The organism is Streptococcus sp. 4094, from assembly GCF_013277125.1.
Lineage (GTDB): Bacteria > Bacillota > Bacilli > Lactobacillales > Streptococcaceae > Streptococcus.
In genome coordinates this window covers 1-21,648 of record NZ_VMMI01000020.1, presented here as the reverse complement: position 1 = coordinate 21,648, position 21,648 = coordinate 1, and the positions used below count along the sequence as shown (strand labels likewise).

General features: G+C 43.2%; 19 protein-coding genes and 1 tRNA gene. 3 read left to right on the top strand and 17 right to left on the bottom strand.

The features are described 5' to 3' along the window. Positions 1–182 precede the first annotated feature (182 nt). Together rpoC and rpoB are read right to left on the bottom strand one after the other, a co-directional pair. A complete protein-coding gene (gene rpoC, locus HT721_RS05790) occupies positions 183–3,860 on the bottom strand; it encodes a DNA-directed RNA polymerase subunit beta' (RefSeq protein ID WP_000228740.1) in 3,678 nt (1,225 codons plus the stop codon). Between the two features lie 38 nt (positions 3,861–3,898). Further along, entirely contained in the window at positions 3,899–7,504 is a 3,606-nt protein-coding gene (rpoB, locus tag HT721_RS05785) for a DNA-directed RNA polymerase subunit beta (RefSeq protein ID WP_173229288.1), read from the bottom strand. Between the two features lie 423 nt (positions 7,505–7,927). On the opposite strand from rpoB, the gene HT721_RS05780 reads away from it, so the two are divergent. Next, positions 7,928–7,998, top strand: a tRNA-Cys gene (locus HT721_RS05780). Here the strand turns inward: HT721_RS05780 and HT721_RS11275 are convergent. The 12 genes from HT721_RS11275 to HT721_RS05725 form a co-directional block, all read right to left on the bottom strand. Then, positions 7,990–8,124: a hypothetical protein gene (locus HT721_RS11275; protein ID WP_259390846.1), complete on the bottom strand. Its 135-nt coding sequence runs from the start codon at positions 8,122–8,124 to the stop codon at positions 7,990–7,992. The genes HT721_RS05780 and HT721_RS11275 overlap by 9 nt on opposite strands. A 61-nt stretch (positions 8,125–8,185) precedes the next feature. After that, positions 8,186–9,517 (bottom strand): hemolysin family protein, encoded by a 1,332-nt coding sequence (locus tag HT721_RS05775; RefSeq protein ID WP_173229286.1) that lies wholly within the window; start codon positions 9,515–9,517, stop codon positions 8,186–8,188. A 153-nt stretch (positions 9,518–9,670) separates the two neighbouring features. Beyond that, entirely contained in the window at positions 9,671–10,495 is an 825-nt protein-coding gene (endA, locus tag HT721_RS05770) for a DNA-entry nuclease EndA (RefSeq protein WP_173229284.1), read from the bottom strand. Between the two features lie 38 nt (positions 10,496–10,533). Further along, the gene (locus HT721_RS05765) at positions 10,534–10,722 is read right to left on the bottom strand and encodes a DNA-directed RNA polymerase subunit beta (protein WP_173229282.1); all 189 of its coding nucleotides are present in this window, start codon (positions 10,720–10,722) and stop codon (positions 10,534–10,536) included. Further along, positions 10,715–11,998 carry a UDP-N-acetylglucosamine 1-carboxyvinyltransferase gene (gene murA / locus HT721_RS05760; protein ID WP_173229280.1) on the bottom strand — a complete coding sequence of 428 codons (1,284 nt, stop codon included), beginning with the start codon at positions 11,996–11,998 and terminating at the stop codon, positions 10,715–10,717. Before murA ends, HT721_RS05765 begins: the two co-directional genes overlap by 8 nt. Before the next feature lie 23 nt (positions 11,999–12,021). Beyond that, a complete protein-coding gene (locus HT721_RS05755; RefSeq protein WP_080976830.1) occupies positions 12,022–12,252 on the bottom strand; it encodes a DUF1146 family protein in 231 nt (76 codons plus the stop codon). 57 nt (positions 12,253–12,309) lie between these two features. After that, a complete protein-coding gene (locus HT721_RS05750) occupies positions 12,310–13,347 on the bottom strand; it encodes a SepM family pheromone-processing serine protease (protein WP_057488226.1) in 1,038 nt (345 codons plus the stop codon). Then, positions 13,331–13,819: a pantetheine-phosphate adenylyltransferase gene (coaD, locus tag HT721_RS05745; RefSeq protein WP_057488225.1), complete on the bottom strand. Its 489-nt coding sequence runs from the start codon at positions 13,817–13,819 to the stop codon at positions 13,331–13,333. The genes HT721_RS05750 and coaD overlap by 17 nt, the downstream gene beginning before the upstream one ends. Then, on the bottom strand, positions 13,809–14,348 hold the full coding sequence (rsmD, locus tag HT721_RS05740; protein ID WP_173229278.1) for a 16S rRNA (guanine(966)-N(2))-methyltransferase RsmD: 540 nt from the start codon (positions 14,346–14,348) through the stop codon (positions 13,809–13,811). The genes coaD and rsmD overlap by 11 nt, the downstream gene beginning before the upstream one ends. A 64-nt stretch (positions 14,349–14,412) precedes the next feature. Beyond that, positions 14,413–15,405: an aspartate--ammonia ligase gene (asnA, locus tag HT721_RS05735; RefSeq protein WP_000748003.1), complete on the bottom strand. Its 993-nt coding sequence runs from the start codon at positions 15,403–15,405 to the stop codon at positions 14,413–14,415. 109 nt (positions 15,406–15,514) lie between these two features. Next, on the bottom strand, positions 15,515–16,198 hold the full coding sequence (locus HT721_RS05730) for a Bax inhibitor-1/YccA family protein (protein WP_001016913.1): 684 nt from the start codon (positions 16,196–16,198) through the stop codon (positions 15,515–15,517). Between the two features lie 55 nt (positions 16,199–16,253). Next, positions 16,254–16,994, bottom strand: coding sequence for an RNA methyltransferase (locus HT721_RS05725; RefSeq protein WP_173229276.1), 741 nt, complete (start codon positions 16,992–16,994; stop codon positions 16,254–16,256). A 33-nt stretch (positions 16,995–17,027) separates the two neighbouring features. Between HT721_RS05725 and HT721_RS05720 the strand changes: the two genes are divergently transcribed. After that, positions 17,028–17,306: an acylphosphatase gene (locus tag HT721_RS05720; protein ID WP_060806084.1), complete on the top strand. Its 279-nt coding sequence runs from the start codon at positions 17,028–17,030 to the stop codon at positions 17,304–17,306. A gap of 77 nt (positions 17,307–17,383) precedes the next feature. Further along, positions 17,384–18,310 carry a membrane protein insertase YidC gene (gene yidC / locus HT721_RS05715; protein WP_173229274.1) on the top strand — a complete coding sequence of 309 codons (927 nt, stop codon included), beginning with the start codon at positions 17,384–17,386 and terminating at the stop codon, positions 18,308–18,310. Between the two features lie 226 nt (positions 18,311–18,536). Here the strand turns inward: yidC and pflA are convergent, their stop codons facing one another. From pflA to purR, 3 genes are all read right to left on the bottom strand, one after another. After that, positions 18,537–19,331 (bottom strand): pyruvate formate-lyase-activating protein, encoded by a 795-nt coding sequence (pflA, locus tag HT721_RS05710; protein ID WP_173229272.1) that lies wholly within the window; start codon positions 19,329–19,331, stop codon positions 18,537–18,539. A 125-nt stretch (positions 19,332–19,456) separates the two neighbouring features. Continuing rightward, positions 19,457–20,707 carry a diaminopimelate decarboxylase gene (locus HT721_RS05705; protein WP_173229270.1) on the bottom strand — a complete coding sequence of 417 codons (1,251 nt, stop codon included), beginning with the start codon at positions 20,705–20,707 and terminating at the stop codon, positions 19,457–19,459. Between the two features lie 66 nt (positions 20,708–20,773). Further along, positions 20,774–21,601, bottom strand: a complete 828-nt coding sequence (purR, locus tag HT721_RS05700; RefSeq protein ID WP_173229268.1) for a pur operon repressor — start codon at positions 21,599–21,601, stop codon at positions 20,774–20,776. Positions 21,602–21,648: the final 47 nt, after the last annotated feature.

Below are 21,648 nucleotides of genomic sequence, written 5' to 3'. Positions count from 1 at the left end.
TGTTTTGAGCTGACTTCGTCAGTTTCATCTACAACCTCAAAGCAGTGCTTTGAGCAACCTGCGACCAGTTTCCTAGTTTGCTCTTTGATTTTCATTGAGTATTATTTTACCACATTTCATGGAAAAATGGAGAAAGTTTTCAGAAAAAGAGAAAGAGAACCCGAGGGCTCTCTCATTCTCTCTTATTCTACTGTTTCTTCCACAGTTTCAACGGCAGTATCCACAACTACTTCTGTTGTTTCTTCATTTCCTTCTTCCTCTACTGGAGGATTAAGGTATTCTTCTTCGTTGATAGCATGTGGTTCAAGGTTACGGTAACGGGCCATACCAGTACCTGCTGGGATGATCTTACCGATGATAACATTTTCTTTAAGTCCAAGGAGATGGTCTTTCTTACCGCGGATAGCTGCATCTGTAAGGACACGAGTTGTTTCCTGGAAGGAAGCCGCTGACAAGAAACTATTTGTTTCAAGTGAGGCTTTGGTAATTCCCATAAGGACTGGGCGACCTGTCGCTGGAACTCCACCTGCGATAAGGACATCTTTGTTGGCATCTGTAAAGTCATTGATATCCATAAGGGTACCCATGAGAAGGTCTGTATCTCCTGGATCCATGACACGGACTTTACGGATCATTTGACGAACCATTACCTCGATGTGTTTGTCACCGATTTCCACCCCTTGGCTACGGTAAACTTTTTGTACTTCACCGAGAAGGTAAGTTTCAACTGACAAGACATCGCGAACTGCAAGGAGACGTTTGGGTTGGATAGAACCTTCTGTAAGAGCAGCACCACGCGCTACTTGGTCTCCAACTTCTACACGCATACGAGCTGTAAATGGAACGACGTACTCACCTTCGCCAGTTTCACCCTTAACAAAGACTTTCTTGGTACGAGTTGATGCATCTTCTTCGATAGCGGTAACTTGTCCTTTAACCTCTGTGATAACCGCTTCCCCTTTAGGATTGCGGGCTTCAAAGATTTCTTGGACACGAGGAAGACCCTGAGTGATATCGGTATTTGAGGCAACCCCACCCGTGTGGAAGGTACGCATTGTAAGCTGTGTACCAGGTTCCCCGATAGATTGGGCAGCGATTGTACCAACTGCTTCACCAACTTCAACTGCATCACCAGTCGCCAAGTTGATACCGTAACAGTGACGGCAGACACCATGACGAGTGTTACATGTAAATACAGAGCGGATAGTCACTTCTTCCACACCAGCATTGACAATTTCACGCGCCTTGTCTTCTGTAATCAATTCATTTGGACCAATGATAACTGCACCAGTTTCTGGATGTTTAACAGTTTTCTTAGTGTAACGACCATTGAGACGCTCTTCGAGAGACTCGATCATCTCTTTTCCTTCTGCGATAGAACGGATCAAGAGACCACGGTCAGTTCCACAGTCGTCCTCACGGATGATAACGTCTTGGGCAACGTCAACCAAACGACGAGTCAAGTAACCTGAGTCGGCTGTCTTAAGGGCCGTATCGGTCATACCTTTACGGGCACCGTGAGTTGAGAAGAACATTTCGAGTACCGACAAACCTTCGCGGAAGTTTGAAAGGATTGGCAATTCCATGATACGTCCGTTCGGAGCAGCCATCAGACCACGCATACCGGCAAGCTGTGAGAAGTTTGAGATATTACCACGGGCTCCTGAGTCCATCATCATAACGATTGGGTTCTTAGGATCTTGGTTGGCAATCAAACGTTTCTCTAGTTTTTCACGGGCAGCACGCCATTCAGCTGTAACAGCATTGTAACGCTCGTCGTCTGTAATCATACCACGACGGAATTGTTTTGTGATTTGTTCTACACGTTTGTGTGATTCTTCAATGATTTCAGCCTTGTCATCAACGACTGGAATATCGGCAATACCCACTGTCAATCCTGCAAGAGTTGAGTGGTGGTAACCGAGGTTCTTCATACGGTCAAGTAGAGCAGAAGTTTCTGTCGTACGGAAACGTTTGAAGATTTCAGCGATGATATTTCCAAGATTTTTCTTCTTGAATGGAGGGTTGAGTTCAAGTTTGCTGATTGCTTCCTTGATATCTCCACCAAGTGGCAAGAAGTATTTAGCTGGAACACCTTCTGTCAAGTTGGCATTGTTTGGTTCTTGCAAGTATGGTAGACCCTCTGGCATGATGTCGTTGAAGAGGATTTTACCAACTGTTGTAAGCAAGACTTTATGTTTTTGCTCTTCTGTCCAAGGCTTGTTGAGGCTGTCTGTTGCGATACCAACACGTGAGTGGAGGTGAACATAACCATTGCGGTAAGCCATAACCGCTTCATCACGGTCCTTGAAGACCATTCCTTCACCTTCACGACCAGCTTCTTCCATGGTCAAGTAGTAGTTACCCAAAACCATGTCCTGAGATGGAGTAACAACTGGTTTACCGTCTTTCGGGTTCAAGATGTGCTCAGCAGCTAGCATCAAGATACGAGCTTCTGCTTGAGCTTCTTCTGAAAGCGGTACGTGGATGGCCATTTGGTCCCCGTCAAAGTCGGCATTGTAGGCTTCACAGACAAGCGGGTGCAAGCGAAGGGCCTTACCATCAATCAAGACTGGCTCGAAGGCTTGGATCCCCAAACGGTGAAGGGTCGGTGCGCGGTTCAAAAGTACTGGGTGTTCTTTGATCACTTCTTCAAGGATATCCCAGATACGCTCATCTCCGCGTTCTACCAAGCGTTTAGCCGCTTTGACGTTTTGCACGATATCACGGGCAACGATTTCACGCATCACGAATGGTTTAAAGAGCTCGATCGCCATTTCACGTGGCACACCACATTGGTACATCTTAAGAGTTGGACCAACGGCGATAACGGAACGTCCTGAGAAGTCAACACGTTTACCGAGCAAGTTTTGACGGAAGCGTCCTTGTTTACCTTTAAGCATGTGGCTCAATGATTTCAGTGGACGGCTACCTGGTCCTGTGATTGGACGACCACGACGACCATTGTCAATCAAAGCGTCAACCGCTTCTTGAAGCATACGCTTCTCATTTTGAACGATGATACCTGGTGCATTCAACTCAAGCAAGCGAGCCAAACGGTTGTTACGGTTGATAACACGGCGGTAAAGGTCGTTCAAGTCAGATGAGGCAAAACGGCCACCATCCAACTGCAACATTGGACGAAGATCTGGTGGAATAACCGGAAGGATGTTGAGAATCATCCATTCAGGTTTGTTTCCAGACTTGTAAAAGGCATCCAAAACATCCAAACGACGGATGGCTTTGACACGTTTTTGTCCAGTAGCTGTTTTCAACTCTTCTTTGAGTTCAGCAATTTCTTTTTCAAGATCTACTTGTTTCAAGAGGTCTTGGATAGCTTCGGCACCCATCTTGGCAACGAACGATCCATAACCATACTCACGCAAGCGCTCACGGTATTCGCGCTCTGTCATGATAGACTTGTGCTCAAGTGGTGTATCCTTAGGATCAATCACCACATAAGCCGCAAAGTAGATAACTTCCTCGAGGGCACGAGGGCTCATATCAAGGGTCAAGCCCATACGGCTTGGAATCCCCTTGAAGTACCAGATGTGAGATACAGGAGCTTTCAATTCGATATGCCCCATACGCTCACGACGAACTTTCGTACGCGTTACTTCAACCCCACAACGGTCACAAACAATTCCTCTGTAACGAATGCGTTTGTACTTACCACAAGCACATTCCCAGTCTTTTGTAGGACCAAAAATAACTTCATCAAAGAGTCCTTCACGTTCTGGTTTCAAGGTACGGTAATTGATTGTTTCAGGTTTTTTGACTTCTCCATAAGACCATGAACGGACTTTACTTGGAGAAGCTAGGGTGATTTGCATACTTTTAAAACGATTTACATCAACCACTATTTCTTCCCTTTCTATTCTAAGTGAACTGCTTTTTCTTATTCAGCAGCTTCTTCTGTTGCTTCCGCTTTTGTTGCTTTCTCAGCTTCTTCAGCTTCAAAAGCTGCTTTTGCCTCTTGGGCTGCTTTTTCGCGGGCTTTTTCAAGGTCATCTACGTGGATGACATCTTCGTCCATTCCTTCATCCAAGTCGCGAAGTTCCACTTCTTGGTCATCTTCGTCTAGGACACGCATGTCAAGACCAAGAGATTGCAATTCTTTGACAAGAACTCGGAAGGATTCTGGAACACCTGGTTTTGGAATTGGTTTTCCTTTTGTAATAGCTTCATAAGCTTTCAAACGTCCGTTGATATCGTCAGACTTGTAAGTCAAGATTTCTTGAAGGACATTTGACGCACCGTAGGCTTCAAGAGCCCAAACCTCCATCTCACCGAAACGTTGTCCACCAAACTGAGCTTTACCTCCGAGTGGTTGTTGGGTAACAGTTGAGTAAGGTCCGACTGAACGCGCGTGCAATTTATCATCAACCATGTGGTGGAGTTTGATCATGTACATGACTCCGACAGAAACACGGTTATCAAATGGTTCACCTGTACGTCCATCGTAAAGGATTGTTTTGGCATCGCTATCCATACCAGCTTCTTTAACGGTTGACCAAAGGTCTTCAGAACTTGCTCCGTCAAAGACTGGTGTTGCGATATGAATTCCAAGAGTACGAGCCGCCATACCAAGGTGGAGCTCCATAACCTGACCGATATTCATACGTGATGGCACCCCAAGTGGGTTCAACATGATATCGACTGGAGTTCCGTCTGGAAGGTAAGGCATGTCTTCTACAGGAACGATACGAGAGACAACCCCTTTGTTTCCGTGACGTCCGGCCATCTTATCTCCGACCTTGATCTTACGTTTTTGAGCGATGTAGACGCGAACCAGCATGTTAACACCTGATTGCAATTCATCTCCATTTGCACGTGTAAAGATCTTAACATCACGAACGACACCATCGGCACCGTGTGGTACACGAAGAGAAGTATCACGTACTTCACGAGATTTGTCTCCGAAGATAGCGTGCAAGAGACGTTCTTCAGCTGAAAGGTCTTTCTCACCCTTAGGTGTTACTTTACCTACAAGGATGTCGCCTTCTTTAACTTCAGCACCGATACGGATAATACCCATTTCGTCAAGATCTTTAAGAGCGTCTTCCCCAACGTTTGGAATTTCACGAGTAATTTCTTCAGGCCCAAGCTTTGTATCGCGTGTTTCTGATTCGTATTCTTCAAGGTGAACAGATGTGTAGACATCGTCTTTGACCAAGCGTTCGCTCATGATAACGGCATCCTCGAAGTTGTAACCTTCCCAAGTCATGTAGGCAACGATTGGGTTTTGTCCAAGCGCCATTTCTCCATTTTCCATAGAAGGGCCATCAGCGATGAAATCGCCTTTTTCAACGACATCGCCAACTTTAACAAGCGTACGTTGATTGTAGGCAGTACCTGAGTTTGAACGACGGAATTTTTGGATGTGGTAAACGTCCAATGAACCATCTTCACGACGAACTTCTACCTTGTCAGCATCTGCATAGGTAACTTTACCGTCATACTGAGCAATCACAGCAGCTCCTGAATCGTGGGCTGCCTGATATTCCATACCAGTACCAACGTAAGGTGCTTTAGGATTAATCAATGGTACAGCCTGACGTTGCATGTTGGCTCCCATGAGGGCACGGTTGGAGTCATCGTTTTCCAAGAAAGGAATACATGCTGTCGCAACGGCAACTACCTGTTTTGGTGATACGTCCATGTAGTCAACAACATTAGCTGGATACTCTTGGTTGACCCCTTGGTGACGTCCCATGACAATCTTCTCAGCAAAGGTTCCATCTTCATTCAGACGAGAGTTGGCCTGCGCTACAGTATATTCATCTTCTTCATCGGCTGTCAACCAAACGATTTCGTTCGTGACAACACCTGTTTCACGGTCAACCTTACGATATGGTGTTTGAACAAAACCATACTTGTTCAAGTGCCCGTAAGATGACAAGTTATTGATCAAACCGATGTTAGGTCCTTCAGGTGTCTCGATTGGACACATACGGCCGTAGTGAGTATAGTGCACGTCACGGACTTCATATCCAGCGCGGTCACGTGTCAAACCACCAGGTCCTAAGGCTGACAAACGGCGTTTGTGAGACAACTCAGAAAGTGGGTTATGTTGGTCCATGAACTGTGACAACTGTGATGAACCAAAGAATTCTTTCACCGCAGCTGTTACCGGACGGATATTGATAATTTGTTGTGGTGTCAAAACTTCGTTGTCTTGAACAGACATACGTTCACGGACATTACGTTCCATACGAGAAAGTCCAAGACGTACTTGGTTAGCAAGCAATTCACCAACTGCACGGATACGACGGTTTCCAAGGTGGTCGATATCATCTACACGGCCAAGTCCTTCAGCCAAGTTGAGGAAGTAGCTCATCTCAGCAAGGATATCTGCAGGAGTGACGATACGAACCTTGTCATCTGGATTAGCATTACCAATGATGGTTACGACACGATCTGGATCAGTTGGAGCAACAACCTTGAATTTTTGAAGAACAACTGGCTCAGTCACAACGGCTGCATCATTTGGAATATAAACAATCTTGTTCAAGTCACCATCCAAATGGCTTTCAATGCTTTCAATCACACTACGAGTCATAACAGTTCCAGCTTCTACCAAGATTTCTCCTGTTTCAGGATCTACCAACGGCTCAGCAATTGTTTGGTTGAGCAAACGTGTTTTAACATTGAGTTTTTTATTGATTTTGTAACGACCAACTGCTGCTAGGTCATAGCGACGTGGATCAAAGAAACGAGCTACAAGTAAGCTACGTGAGCTTTCAGCAGTCTTAGGCTCACCTGGACGAAGACGTTCGTAAATTTCTTTCAAGGCTTCGTCTGTACGAGAGTCCATTGGGTTCTTATGGATATCTTTTTCAACAGTGTTGCGAACCAATTCACTGTCCCCAAAGATATCAAAGATTTCATCATCACCTGAGAAACCAAGGGCACGAACCAAGGTTGTAAATGGAATCTTACGAGTACGGTCGATACGAGTGTAGGCGATATCTTTTGAGTCACTTTCAAGTTCCAACCAAGCTCCACGGTTAGGGATAACAGTTGACCCGTAGCCCACTTTACCGTTTTTATCAACTTTATCGTTAAAGTAAACACCTGGTGAGCGCACCAACTGAGATACGATGATACGTTCACCACCATTGATAATGAAAGTACCCATTTCTGTCATGATTGGGAAATCACCAAAGAAAACTTCTTGAGTTTTGATTTCGCCTGTTTCTTTATTGATCAAGCGGAAAGTTACAAAAATTGGTGCTGAGTAGCTAGCATCGTGGATACGAGCTTCTTCTAGCGTATATTTTGGTTCCTTGATTTCATATCCAACAAATTCCAACTCCATTGTGTCTGTGAAGTTTGAAATTGGCAATACATCTTCAAACACTTCCTTCAGACCATGGTCTAGGAAATCTTTGAATGAGTCAGTTTGAATTTCAATCAAATTTGGTAAGTCAAGAACTTCTTTGATTCTTGAAAAACTACGACGGGTACGATGTTTCCCGTATTGAACGTCATGTCCTGCCAAGATGATTCTCCTTTGTAAATAAGTTCCAAGCCTTGTCAATTAGGCTTTCTAATCGTCATATGGTTGTAAAACCCCTATCACCGTGTCCTCTGGGCGAATTTTCAGAATCTTTAAGTCTTTGTTACAAGTATTCGAAATCCTGAAAAAAAGCACAAAAAGAGCAGCTAAATCTGACTTTTTCAGAAGATTTAACTGCTGTGAGCCTTGTCTGGACAATATTTCAGACAAAACCTACGACAAATGATTACTCATATTATACCCTATTTAGCTAGATTTTTCAAGGGGATTCAGTAGATTTTTGGTGAATTTTTTCCATTTTTTTCCATAGAAAACTTGGCATCACATTCGAATCACACTATGGTACAAAAAACTGAAAAAGCTATTGACTGAAAATCATTTTCAAGGTATAATAATAAACGTTAAGGCGGTATAGCCAAGTGGTAAGGCACGGCTCTGCAAAAGCTTGATCGTCGGTTCAAATCCGTCTACCGCCTTCTATAACTTGATTTATCAGGTTTCAAATGAACAGAAAGCCCAATTTGAAGGGCTTTTTTATTTTTTCTTCTGATAAATACGGATAATTTTGAAAAACTTTTGGGGCAAAGTTCTTTCCATGACATAATTCCCTCATGAAATCAACTGAAAAAAGCTTCGTCACGTATGGTGACAAAAGCCTCTAGTTTACTCTGTTTCTTCTTCTATTTCGACTTCTGTAATTTGGATCTTTACCTTGGTAACACGTCCATTTTTCACTTTATCATTGGTTAAGATAAGTTGTTTGTTTTGGCTGACCAATTCATAGCTGAGTTTCTCAGTCGTTGGAATGGTTCCAATTCCTGTCAAATAATAACCAGCGATGGTATCAACGTCATCACTTTCCAGTTCAACATCAAAGTAATTATTGAAATCATTGAGGGTCATAGTTCCTTGAACAATGTAGGTATCCTCGCCAATCTGATGAACATCTATTGCTGCTTTGTCCGTTTCATCATCAATTTCACCAACAATTTCCTCTAAGAGGTCTTCCAAAGTCACCAAACCAGCCATACCGCCGTATTCATCTAGCAAGATTGCCATTTGTCTTTGGGTATTTCGCAATTCTTTTAACAAGTCATCCACAAAAATGGTTTCAGGAACAAAAAGTGGATCTTGTAAGATTTTCTTCCAAACAATATTATCAAAACCGTCCACAAAACCAGCCTTAAGGAGACTCTTGGTGTGAATGATGCCAATCACGTTATCCTTATCCCCATCATAGACAGGGATACGAGAATAATTTTGTTTTAAAATACTTTGGATAATGCTTTGACTATCATCCTGAATATCCACCATAAAGGCATCCGTTCGAGGAACCATAACCTCTCGTGCCATTAGTTCATCGAGCGAAAAGACACCTTGTAGCATCTCAATCTCATCAGCATCCAATGTTTCTTCACTATTTGTCAGCATATAGGCAATTTCATCACGGGTCATCTTTTCATCCGCATCATCGAATGACATAGGAGTCAAATGACTCAAGAAATTGGTCGAAGCAGCTAAAAGCCAAACAAAGGGACTGACTAGTTTTCCGATCCCAATGATAACCGGCGCTGTACGAATTGCCAAGGAATCCTTTAGATTAAGAGCGATTCTCTTAGGATATAATTCCCCAAAAACGATAGAAATATAGGTCAAAAATGCCAAGGATAGAAAAGTTGCCACGGCTTGTGCTGTTTCGCCATTCCCAAGCCAAGAGGCAATCACACGTCCTAGAGTATCAGCTAAACTCGCCCCTGATAAGATTGTAATCAGGGTGATTCCTACCTGAATGGTTGATAAAAAGTGGTTAGGATTTTCTAGTACCTTCAGCAGGCGGATGTAGCGTCTGTCTCCTTCTTCCGCCTTTTGTTCAACCCGCGCACGATTAAGAGAAACCATGGCCATTTCTGTGGCTGAGAAAAAGGCATTTAATACCGTCAAGATAAACAATAAAACAAATTGTAGCAACAAATTCTGACTACTTGGGTCTTCCATAGTTCTTCTCCTAAAATAGTATCTTATCCTTTATTATATCACAAAATTTAATCCAGTACATATTATTTTTTTCTTAGTACCTATTCTAGCCCTGCTTAAACTAGAAAAAAGAACTCCTACATCCATAAGTGACATAGGAGTTTATCTTATCTTTTACTGAGTAACAGTCACTTCTCCAGTTCGGTAATCCAGTTGAAGTCCCTTTTGGACATTGGGAACTAGAACATTAAATTCCAACTCTCCGTCTGAAGACTTGGCTTCAATCTGTGAAGCTGAGGGAACTAAATCCTCATTTGTAGCGTAATAAAGGGTTACACGGTAACGGACACGCTTGTTTTGGTCCAAGGCCTTGCGTACCATGCTTTCATAGTAGTTTTGCCCTGTCGAGTCCTCAGCCTGAGCCTGATTTGCCCAGGCTGTCTGAACAGCAATATTTTTAGGATTGCTTGTTGAGGCATCAAAACTAGCCAAGCTACCGATTAAGGCATAACCTAACAAGTGACCTCTATCGACCGCATGGGTATAAGAGCCCTTTAGATTCTTGACCTGATGCCAACCTGGCGGAGTCCAAGAAGTTGAACCATTCCCAGTTTCTTCACGATTCTTGTACTGGCGAGTGGCCTTAGACAAGAGGGCATTAGCCACGGTTGGTACCGTTTCCTTACCCACTGTCTTTGTCTTATTATCAGCGTAGGGCTTACTTGAAACCTTGGCATTTAGATTTGTTTTATTACCATTGACGATAAAAGCACCGGATCCATTCCACTCCAGACTCCCTTTTATTTGGCTTTTGACTGCGTCTGTTAAGACACTTTCTGCCAATTCTTGACCAGGAGCTTCAGACGCTTGTTTTTTTTGACTAAGCTTGGTTTTAGGACTATTAGGTGCCGACTGCATCTGCTTGATATAATAGCTCCCTGCAGACAAAAGCAATAACACTAGCAAGCCAATCAGTGTCTGTCTTGTTTTTTTATCCATTTTTCTCCTTATCTTTAGAAAAAGACTGGTCTCCCAGCCTAATTTCCTGTAAATTTATGAATCAATTCCTGCCATTTTGCTGGAGACAGGATGGCCCATGGATCTTGACCCTTGCCCAAGATTCCATAACCTACCATTAGACCGATTCCTAGGGCTAAAACACCTAAAATCAGTACTATGATGACTAAAAGTAAACGCTTGACTACGTAGCCTGATTTCTTATTCATCTTCATCATTTGCCTCAATCCGCTGAATCTTAGCACCTAGCTGTGCCAACTTCTCATGGAAACGGTGGTAACCTCGATCCAAGTGAACCAATTTACCGACAACGGTTTCTCCTTGCGCTACCAAACCTGTCAAAATCAAGGCTGCACTGGCACGAAGGTCAGTTGAAAGAACTTCTGCTCCCTGCAAAGCTTGTCCACCAACAATACGAGCTGTATCACGGATAATCTCAGAGTGCAAGCCCATGCGGCGCATTTCTTCTAAGTGTTGGAAACGATTTTCGAAAACTGTCTCCACCATGGTTGATTCGCCTTTTGCGACGGTCATCAAGGCTGTAAATTGGGCCTGCATATCCGTTGGAAATCCTGGGTGGGGCAAGGTTTTCACATGAACAGCTTTTAGATTTTCTAGTTGAGAGCGAACGCGAATTCCTTCCGTCTCCTCCGTCACTTCCACTCCCATTTCAAGCAATTTGGCAATCAAGGGACGGTTATGCTCCCAGACAGCGTCTCGAATCAAGACATCACCACCAGTCATGGCAGCAGCTACCATAAAGGTTCCTGCTTCGATACGGTCTTGGACTACATTGTGAGTCGTACCATGAAGTTTCTCAACACCAGTAATGGTAATGGTCTCTGTACCAGCACCTTTGACCTTGGCTCCCATTTCATTAAGGAGAATGGCTAGGTCAACAATCTCAGGCTCACGCGCTGCATTTTCAATCACTGTCACACCATCAGCCAGAGTCGCTGCCATCATCAAGTTCTGCGTAGCACCAACACTTGGAAAATCCATATAGATATGAGCACCATGTAAGCGGTCAGCCTTGGCTTCGATGTAACCAGCAGTCTGGCTAATCTTAGCCCCCATAGCTTCCAGACCTTTCAAATGAAGATCAATAGGGCGGCTACCAATCGTACAACCACCTGGCATGGATACTTTAGCATGACCTACACGAGCAAGAATTGGTCCCAAGACAACGATAGATGCACGCATCTTGCTGACATACTTGTAAGGAGCTTCCTCAGTGATATCGCCAGTCGCGTCCACCTCCACAAGATGAGCCTCCTCATCAAAGTCAACCTTGGCATTCAAACCACGAACCACCTGATTCATAATAAAGACATCCGACAAGATCGGTACATTCTGTAAGACTGTCTTTCCTTCACTTGCTAGAATAGTCGCTGCCAACAAGGGCAAGACTGCATTCTTTGCCCCTTCGATGGTTACACTTCCTACCAGACGATTATCGCCACCTTGAACCACAATTTTGTCCATACTCGTTTCCTTTACTCTTGATTTTATAATAATCCTCTAAGCGCTTCTTGCCACAACTGATACAGGCTGATAAAGAAAGAACTCAGGATGTAGCCCATGACAATGCTGAAAAGAGCTAGCAATAAACGAACTTTTCTTGTATTCTCATCTGTCACTTTTAAAACCTTTTCCCATCTAACAAGATCCTTTAGAAGGTAAAAACTCACATAAATAAAGAGCGTGTGACTGCTTAGAGTGAATAATAATTGAACCATTTGACTATTATACCATCTTCTCTGTTTGCGCGCTAGTTTGGAAACTTCACTCAAAAATTAGGGATTGTTTTTCAAGTAATCAATTGCATCTTGTAGGGTTTTAACGGGCACGATTTTCATATCCGTCTTGATTGTTTTAGCCGCTTCTAGGGCTGTTTGATAGTTGTTTTTCGCGTCCGGATGCGCCTTTTGTTCTTCTTCGCTAACAGGGTTATCAGGGGCAAAGAAAATAGCAGCACCTGCCCTAGCCGAAGCTACAACCTTCTTATCAATACCACCAATATCCCCCACATTGCCATCGCGGTCAATGGTACCTGTACCGGCAACAATACGACCATTACGAAGACCTGGGTGAGCTATTTGAGTATAGATAGCTAGACTAAACATGAGGCCAGCACTTGGACCGCCAATACCAGCTGTTGAAAAACTAATTGGGACATTGCTGATTACCTCTGTACGATCAATCAAGCCGATTCCAATCCCATTTTTTCCATTTTCCAAGCTGATAATCTTTCCTTCTGCAGACTTGGTTTGCCCATCCTCTTCATAGGTGACCTTGACGGAGTCCCCTAATTTTTGAGAACTGACGTAATCAATCAAGTCTTTAGAACTATCAAAGGTCTGATCATTGACTGCTGTGACCGTATCAGAGATATTGAGAATCCCTTTAAAGGTTGAATTATCCGTCACATTCAAGACATAAACCCCAAAATACTTGAGTTCGATATCCTTACCAGCTGTTTTTAGACCTTGATACTTGGCCATATTTTGCGATGTTTGCATGTAGAATTGATTGATCCGCATAAATTCAACATCGGAAGTTCCACCTGTGGTCTCCTGGGCACTACGAATATCTGTAAAAGGCGTCAACCAAGCATAAACCATATGGGCTAAAGTGGCATGCTGGACACCAACCGTAACAAAGTGATAGGCACCAGCCGCCTGATCTTCTGTGTCATTTACTTTAAGGACTTGGCGAATATCTTCCGAACCACCTGGAACCTCTATATAGTAGGGCAAAGGCACTACAAATGCCAAGAAGGTCACAATCAAGGCCGCAATGACATATAAGGGCCATCTAATCTTTTTTTTCATTTCTTATTTCCTCCAAAATACTCTCAGGAACATAGCAAGCAACATCCTGACCAAACTTCAATAGCTCTCTAACACCTGATGAACTGAGATAGAGATGTTCAGGTCGGCTATGTAAATAAATAGTCTCTATATCAGGAGACAGCTGATGGTTGTAGTAATCAAAACTGGCTTCATATTGCAAATCCGACGCATTCCTCAAACCTCTCACTAGGCAAGTAGCCCCCAGTCTTTTCGCAACATCAACCACCAATTCATCATGAGAAGACACAACTTCAACATTTTCCAAATGTTTCAAAGCTGTTTCTAGCCCTCGTTTACGATTTTCGATAGGGAGAAATCCTTGTTTGTGGGGATTAAAAAAAATACCCACATAGAGCTTATCAAAAAGTCTGCTCGCCCGTTCAATGATATCCAGATGCCCATTTGTCATCGGATCAAATGAGCCTGTGAATAAGCCAATCTTATCTGACATAGACTGTCACCTTACTAATTCCATAAATTTTTTCCTTCCAGATGCCCAGGCAGGCAATTTCTTCTGGAAGTTCAACGGCTTTATCCGTCTCACACACGACCATGACATCTTCAGAAAAAAGCTCCCTCTCAGCCATTTTTTCAATATCTGCTACGATTTGTTCCTTGGCATAAGGAGGGTCTAAGAAAATGAGGTCAAATTCCCCAGATACCTGTTCCAATGCCCTTTCTGCATCCATCTTGAGGAGTTGAAATTTTCCAGCTTCCTTGGTCATCTGAATATTTTCAGCCACGATAGCCTGAGCCTTACGGTCTCGCTCCACCAAAACAGCGCTGGACATGCCACGCGATACTGCCTCGATAGATAAACCACCACTACCTGCATAAAGGTCCAAGACGCGTCCCCCTTCAAAGTAGGGACCAATCATGTTAAAAATGGCTCCCCTAACCTTATCCGAAGTAGGTCTTGTCGTCTTGCCTTCTAGTGTCTTGAGGGGACGTCCCCCATAGATTCCTGATACGATTTTCATACCGTTTATTATACCAAATTATGGGCGAAAAGAGAAAGAAAACCGAACCTTGCGGTTCGATTCTCTATAAAATATTTTCGTAAGTATCGCGGACTTCTTGAGGCCAAACACTTGTTTGCACTTCTCCTATGTGTTTCTTGCGAAGTAAGAACATGGCCATACGAGATTGTCCAATTCCTCCACCGATTGTCAATGGGAATAGGCCATTCAACAAAGCCTTGTGCCATTCCAATTCCAAGCGGTCTTCATCACCCGTGATGGCAACCTGACGTCTAAGAGTTTCTTCATCTACACGGATTCCCATAGAAGACAATTCAAAGGCTCCACCTAGAGATTCATTCCAGACAAGAATATCACCATTCAGACCCTTGTAGCCATTTTCAGACTCACTTGTCCAGTCATCATAGTCTGGTGCACGTCCATCGTGCGGTTTACCATCTGGCAACTCGCCACCGATACCAATCAAAAAGACGGCTCCAAATTCTTTACAGATCGCATTTTCACGTTCTTTCGGTGTCAAGTCTGGGTAGCGTTCTACCAACTCTTCTGTGTGGATAAAGGTGATTTGTTTTGGCAAGATAGACTCGATGTCATAGCGAGCTTCAACAGCTAGTTCTGTCAAACGAATGGCCTTATAAATCTTCTCAACTGTTTCTTTTAAGTAAGCGATATTGCGTTTACCATTTGGGATAACCTTCTCCCAGTCCCACTGGTCAACATAAACAGAGTGGGTCGCATCCAACGAGTCTTCGTCTGGACGAAGGGCCTTCATATGGACGAAAAGCCCTTCACCTTCACCGAAGCCAAAACGAGCCAAGGTATGGCGTTTCCATTTAGCAAGAGAGTGCACCACTTCATAAGTAGCATCAGGGATTTGGAGAACCTTGACCGATACGGCATTCTCAACACCTGATAAGTTGTCCTGCATCCCGTCACCGACCCTACTCAAGATAGGACCTTGAACTTCGACAACTTCTAACTTATCTTTCAAATACTGGGTAAAAGTGTTTTTGACAAAGGAAATTTCTTCTTGTTGATGGATAAAACTTTTCTTCATAAACTACTCCTCAAAAATTAGTTAAAAGCATTATACACCTATTTCCAAGAAAAGAAAAGAGAAAATATAAAAAATCAGTGCTCCTTGGAACACTGATGTCATGGACCTTCTAGTCATTGCGACCGAAGATACGTAGAATACTTAGGAAAAGATTGATAAAATCAAGATAGATACTGAGAGCCATTGACACAACCCAGCCTGTCGCTACACGGCCTTGTGATTGTTCATAGGCAAGGCGAATCTTTTGGTTATCCCAAGCAATCAACCCTGAGAAAACCAAAACCATGGCTACGCTGATCATATAATCAAAGAAGCCACTAGCCAAGAAAATATTGACTACCATAGCAATCAGTAAACCGATGAGAGCTGCCATCATTGCTCGACCAATCCCACTCAAGTCTTTCTTGGTAAAGATACCAACTGCCGCCATGACAAAGAAGAGAAGGGCGCTCGATACAAAGGCAGATAAAACTGTACCCGGAGTATAGAAGGCTACCACAAAACTAAGGGTAAAGCCGTTTAATACTGAGTAAAGTAAAAATACTGGAAGAGCTGCTGGACTATTCCTTGAAGCCATACTACTGGCAACGAAAACTAAGGCCAACTCCGCAAAAGTAGCAATGGTCAACCAGAGACGCCCCTGCATCAAAAAGTAAACCAACTGAGACTGAAAGACCGTCAACATAAGGCCTGATACCAAAGCAGATAGTCCGATTCCCAGACCAACAAAGGCATAAACCTTAGCGTAAAATTGATTGAGACCTGCACGGTCATGTATAATAGTGTGATTCATCCTTTTCTCCTTTTCTATGAACATCTTTCCTTGATTATAACAAAAAAAGTTAAAATTAGCTTAAATGGAAGATTAAAATACCGGCTGCAACGGCAACATTCAAACTCTCTGCCTTCCCCTTCATGCTAATATGGACCAATTGATCTGCACTTTCAGCCATGAGGGAACTAATTCCTTGACCCTCATTTCCCATGACTAGTACAAAATTTTCTATAGGAGGCAGTTCTCTGTAATCAACAGAATCTTTAGATAGGGTTGTTGCCAGCACTGGGATACCTGCCTCTTTGGTTTCCTTAAGAAGCACTTGACTCGACATCCGGTAAATAGGCAGATGAAAATGACTGCCTTGCATGGAACGTAAGGTCTTGAGACTGTAAATATCTGCCGACTTATCTGAAACAATCACGCCTGTAAAACCTGCTGCATCCGCAGTCCGAATGATCGTTCCCACATTCCCAGGATCTTGCACAGCTTCCAAAAACAAGAACTTGCCCTGACTCAAATCAGCTTGTCCTACTTCTTCTTTTTGAACCACGGCAACAATGCCCTGTGGAGTCTGAGAATCCGCCAAATCTAGCAAAATATCCTCTGACACCCAGACAGTTTGCGGAAAAGCAGCTAACTGATCTCGGTAATTTTCTAAGGCAAAGATTTTCTCAATCGTCACCCCAGCTTGGACAGCTTCTTCAAACAAGTGCCAGCCTTCAATCAAATAGGCAGACTTGCGGTATTTTTTTTGGTGTAATTTCTTGGCATTTTTTACCACAGAATTGGCTTTTGAGGTTATAATAGTCATAGAAATATTATAACACAATCAAAGGGGTTTGGTATGCAAAAGGTTAGAATGATTGCCCAAGGTAGGGTGCAGGGAGTCGGCTTTCGTTGGGGTGTTTACAGCTTGGCACTTGAAATTGGTGGCATCACAGGTCGGGTATGGAATAACGACGATGGCACAGTGGAGATCTTAGCCCAAGCAGACTCAGCTGCTATCATGGCAAAATTTATCCAAGAAATCCGAAAAGGACCGACACCTTTTTCAAAAGTCAGCTACTTAGATGTCAAACTAAGCAACTTTCCTCCCTACTCTGACTTTAAAATCGCAAATTAGGTCTCCAGAACTATTGTATATTTTGTAAAAAAACAGTAGAATAGAAAGGTATAATTTTTAAAGAAGGAATAAAAACAGTGAAATCTATTAAACGTTTTGCACTCTCAGCTATGGGAGTGGCTATGTTGCTTGTTTTGACTGGCTGTGTTAGCGTCGATAAAGCAACAGGACAGCCAACAGGAGTCATTTGGAATACTATCGGAGCGCCTATGGCTGAAGCTATCAAGTACTTCGCTACTAATCAAGGTCTAGGCTTTGGTGTCGCTATCATCATCGTAACCATTATCGTGCGCTTGATTATCTTGCCACTTGGTATCTACCAATCATGGAAGGCAACGCTTCACTCTGAAAAGATGAATGCCCTCAAGCACGTCCTTGAGCCACACCAAACGCGTCTCAAGGAAGCGACTACTCAAGAAGAAAAACTCGAAGCCCAACAAGCTCTCTTTGCCGCTCAAAAAGAACACGGCATCAGCATGTTTGGTGGTGTAGGATGTTTCCCTATCCTCCTTCAAATGCCTTTCTTCTCTGCTATCTACTTTGCTGCCCAACATACTGAAGGTGTTGCTCAAGCAAGCTACCTAGGAATTCCTCTAGGTTCTCCAAGTATGATTTTGGTTGCCTGTGCTGGTGTCCTTTACTATCTTCAATCGCTCCTTTCACTTCACGGAGTAGAAGATGAAATGCAAAGAGAACAAATCAAGAAAATGATTTACATGAGCCCACTCATGATTGTCGTCTTCTCCCTCTTCTCACCAGCTAGTGTCACACTTTACTGGGTTGTCGGTGGTTTCATGATGATTCTCCAACAATTTATCGTCAACTATATCGTTCGTCCAAAACTTCGCAAAAAAGTCCGTGAAGAACTGGCCAAGAACCCGTCAAAAGCAAGTGCTTTCTCTAAACCAAGTGGACGAAAAGACGTTACCCCTGAACAACCAACTGCTATCACAAGCAAGAAAAAACACAAAAATCGCAACGCTGGAAAACAACGTTCGAGATAAGAAGAAAAAGGCTTAGCTTGTTTGCTAAGTCTTTTTTGCAAGTCATACTCTTCGAAAATCTCTTCAAACCACGTCAGCTTCGCCTTGCCGTATATATGTTACTGACTTCGTCAGTTCTATCTACAACCTCAAAGCAGTGCTTTGAGCAACCTGCGGCTAGCTTCCTAGTTTGCTCTTTGATTTTCATTGAGTATCAAAAGCCCGATGTTTCCATCAGGCTTCTTTTTTATCCATGTACACGTTTCATATAGTCTTGATAACTTTCGGTATCCATGAGTTTTTTAGCGTTCTTGACGCGGTCTGCTGTTGGTGGTTTGACTCCTTCGAGGGAATATGGAATTCCCAGTTCACGCCATTTGAACTCACCCATGGTGTGATAAGGTAGAATTTCAAACTTATCAACATTTTTAAGGGTCTTGACGAACTTCCCAAGTTCAATCAGGTCATCGTCTCTGTCTGTCAATCCTGGAACTAGCACGTGGCGAATCCAGACAGGTTTTCCAATATCTGATAGATACTGGGCACAAGCCAAGATATTTTTATTGGTCTGGCTAGTGACAATCTTGTGCTGTTCTTCGTTGATTTCCTTGATATCCAAAAGAACCAAGTCAGTGACGGCCATGAGTTTGTCAAACTTCTCAAGGTAACGTGGTTTATTACGGAAAGGGAGGGCACAGGTGTCCAAGGTACAGTGAATTCCTTTTTCCTTGGCCTTGGTAAAGAGGGCAATCAGGAAATCAATCTGCAAGAGGGCTTCTCCTCCACTGACTGTAATCCCGCCTTTATTTCCCCAGAAACCGCGGTAGCGCAAGGCTTCTGTCAAGACATCATCTACCGTCCGTTCACGTGATTTATTGGACTCCATAGCCCAAGTATCTGGGTTATGGCAATACTGGCAACGCATGTGACAGCCCTGCAAAAAGACAATAAAGCGAATACCAGGGCCATCTACCGCCCCAAAACTTTCTGTCGAATGCACCATTCCTGTCACTTGTCCATAATCAATTGTTTCTTCAGACATATCGTTACCTTCCTTGAAAACGTTTTATAGTTTTATTATATCACGACTTGAAGGAAAAACAAGATTTTTGCCTATTTTTTAGAAAGCAATCTGTTTTTCAATTTCATTTTCAATTACTTATCATTTTATTCTTCAAAATCAAAGCCATACAAGGTTGCAAAATAATCCTCAGGGCGCTCTGCACGGCGGATTTGACGGGCTTTACCTTCTTCAGTATAGAGGATTTCCGCAGAACGAAGTTTGGCGTTGTACTGGTAGCCCATTGAAAAACCATGAGCACCTGTATCATGAATGACCAGCAAATCACCGATTTCTGTATGAGGCAGTTCGCGATTGACTGCAAATTTATCATTGTTTTCACAGAGTGAACCAACCACATCTACCACTTCAGCTGGTCCATCTGGATGGGTCACGTTAGTAATGTGATGATAAGCTCCATACATGGCTGGACGCATAAGGTTGACTGCTGATGCATCCACACCTAGATAGGTACGGTAAGTTTTCTTCTTATGAGTGACTCTTGTCACCAAAGCACCGTGAGGTGCCAACATAAAACGACCCAATTCGGTGAAAATCTTAACCTGACCAAGACCTGCTGGCGTAAGGACCTCTTCATACACCTTACGAACTCCCTCACCAATCAAGGCAATATCATTTGGCTCCTGGTCTGGACGATAGTTGACACCAATACCGCCAGAAAGATTGATAAAGTCTAGCGAAATGCCCAACTTTTCCTTGATTTCAACAGCCAATTCAAAAAGCTGACGCGCCAACTCTGGATAATAGAGATGGGTCACGGTATTGGATGCTAGAAAGGAGTGAATCCCAAAGGTCTTAGCTCCTTTTTGCTTCAAGATGGCAAAGGCTTCAAAGAGCTGGTCCTTGGTCATGCCAAACTTGGCTTCTCCAGGATTGTCCATAATGTCTGTTCCTAGCTCAAAAACGCCTCCAGGATTGTAACGACATGAGATGATTTCTGGAATGCCTGCTGCTCTCTCCAGATGTTCAATATCTTCAAAGGCATCCAAGTTAATGGTCGCGCCCAATTCACGCGCATAGGCATATTCCTTGTCTGGCGTGTTGTTTGAAGAGAACATAATCTCAGAACCAGGGAAATTCAGTTTATGGCTCATCAAAAGCTCTACATAACTAGAGCAGTCCACACCACAACCTTCCTCTTGAAGAATTTTTAAAATAGCTGGTGTTGGAGTAGCCTTAACTGCAAAATATTCCTTAAAGCCCTTGTTCCACGAAAAGGCTTGGTTGACGGCTCTTGCCTTCTCACGAATTCCCTTCTCATCATACAAGTGAAAGGGAGTTGGGAACTCGGCAACAATCGCTTCTAACTCTTCTTTATTGATAAATGGTGTTTTCATAAGCTTCCTTCTATTCTATTTGCAAAGAAAGGCTGGGACAATTGTTCCAACCTTTAGTTCTATCTCTTATTTATCTTCATCAAAGATATTGCCAATCTCAACATCGATGGCTTGGTTCTTGACATCAATATTGGTTACCTTCAAGAGTGACTTGTAGTCAAACTGCTTTTCACGTTCTTCTTGGGCATTGTCCGCAAAGACCGCTACACCTGCCAATTCTGAGTCGAACTCACGCAAGAGACTAATCATCCCGTTAACAGTTCCGCCACCTTTCAAGAAGTCATCCACAATCAAGACACGGCTTCCTGCCTTGAGACTACGTTTTGAAAGGAACATTTTCTCGATGCGGTCACCACTTGAACCTGAAACATAGTTGACGCTGACAGTTGAACCTTCGGTAATTTTCAGGTCACGGCGCACAATAACAAAGGGAACATTGAGGACATTGGCAACTGCATTTGCAAGTGGAACACCCTTAGTCGCTACAGTCATAACTGCATCAATTTTTTGATCCATAAAGCTCTTGGCAATAATGCGACCAATATTTTTCAAGATAGCTGGTGTGCTAAGCAAATCAGACAGGTAGATATAACCACCTGGCAAGATACGGTCACTTTCTGACAACTTGGCACGCAAGTCTTCAACCATTTCCTTAGCATCCTGACTCGAAATAGAGGGTGTAAAGATAACACCTCCGCCAGCCCCAGTCACTGTCTGGATATGACCAATTTCAATTTCCTCAAAGGCGCGTTTGATAATGACGATATCTTCTGAGATGGATGATTTAGCAGATTCATACTTTTCAGCAAAAGTATTGAGACTAGTTAGTTTATAAGGATGATTAATCAAATAGTTGGAAATGACAACCATCCGATCACTTCTTCTTAATTTCATTTCTATTTCCTATTCCATTTTTATTCAAAAAATCAAAAAGCAAACTA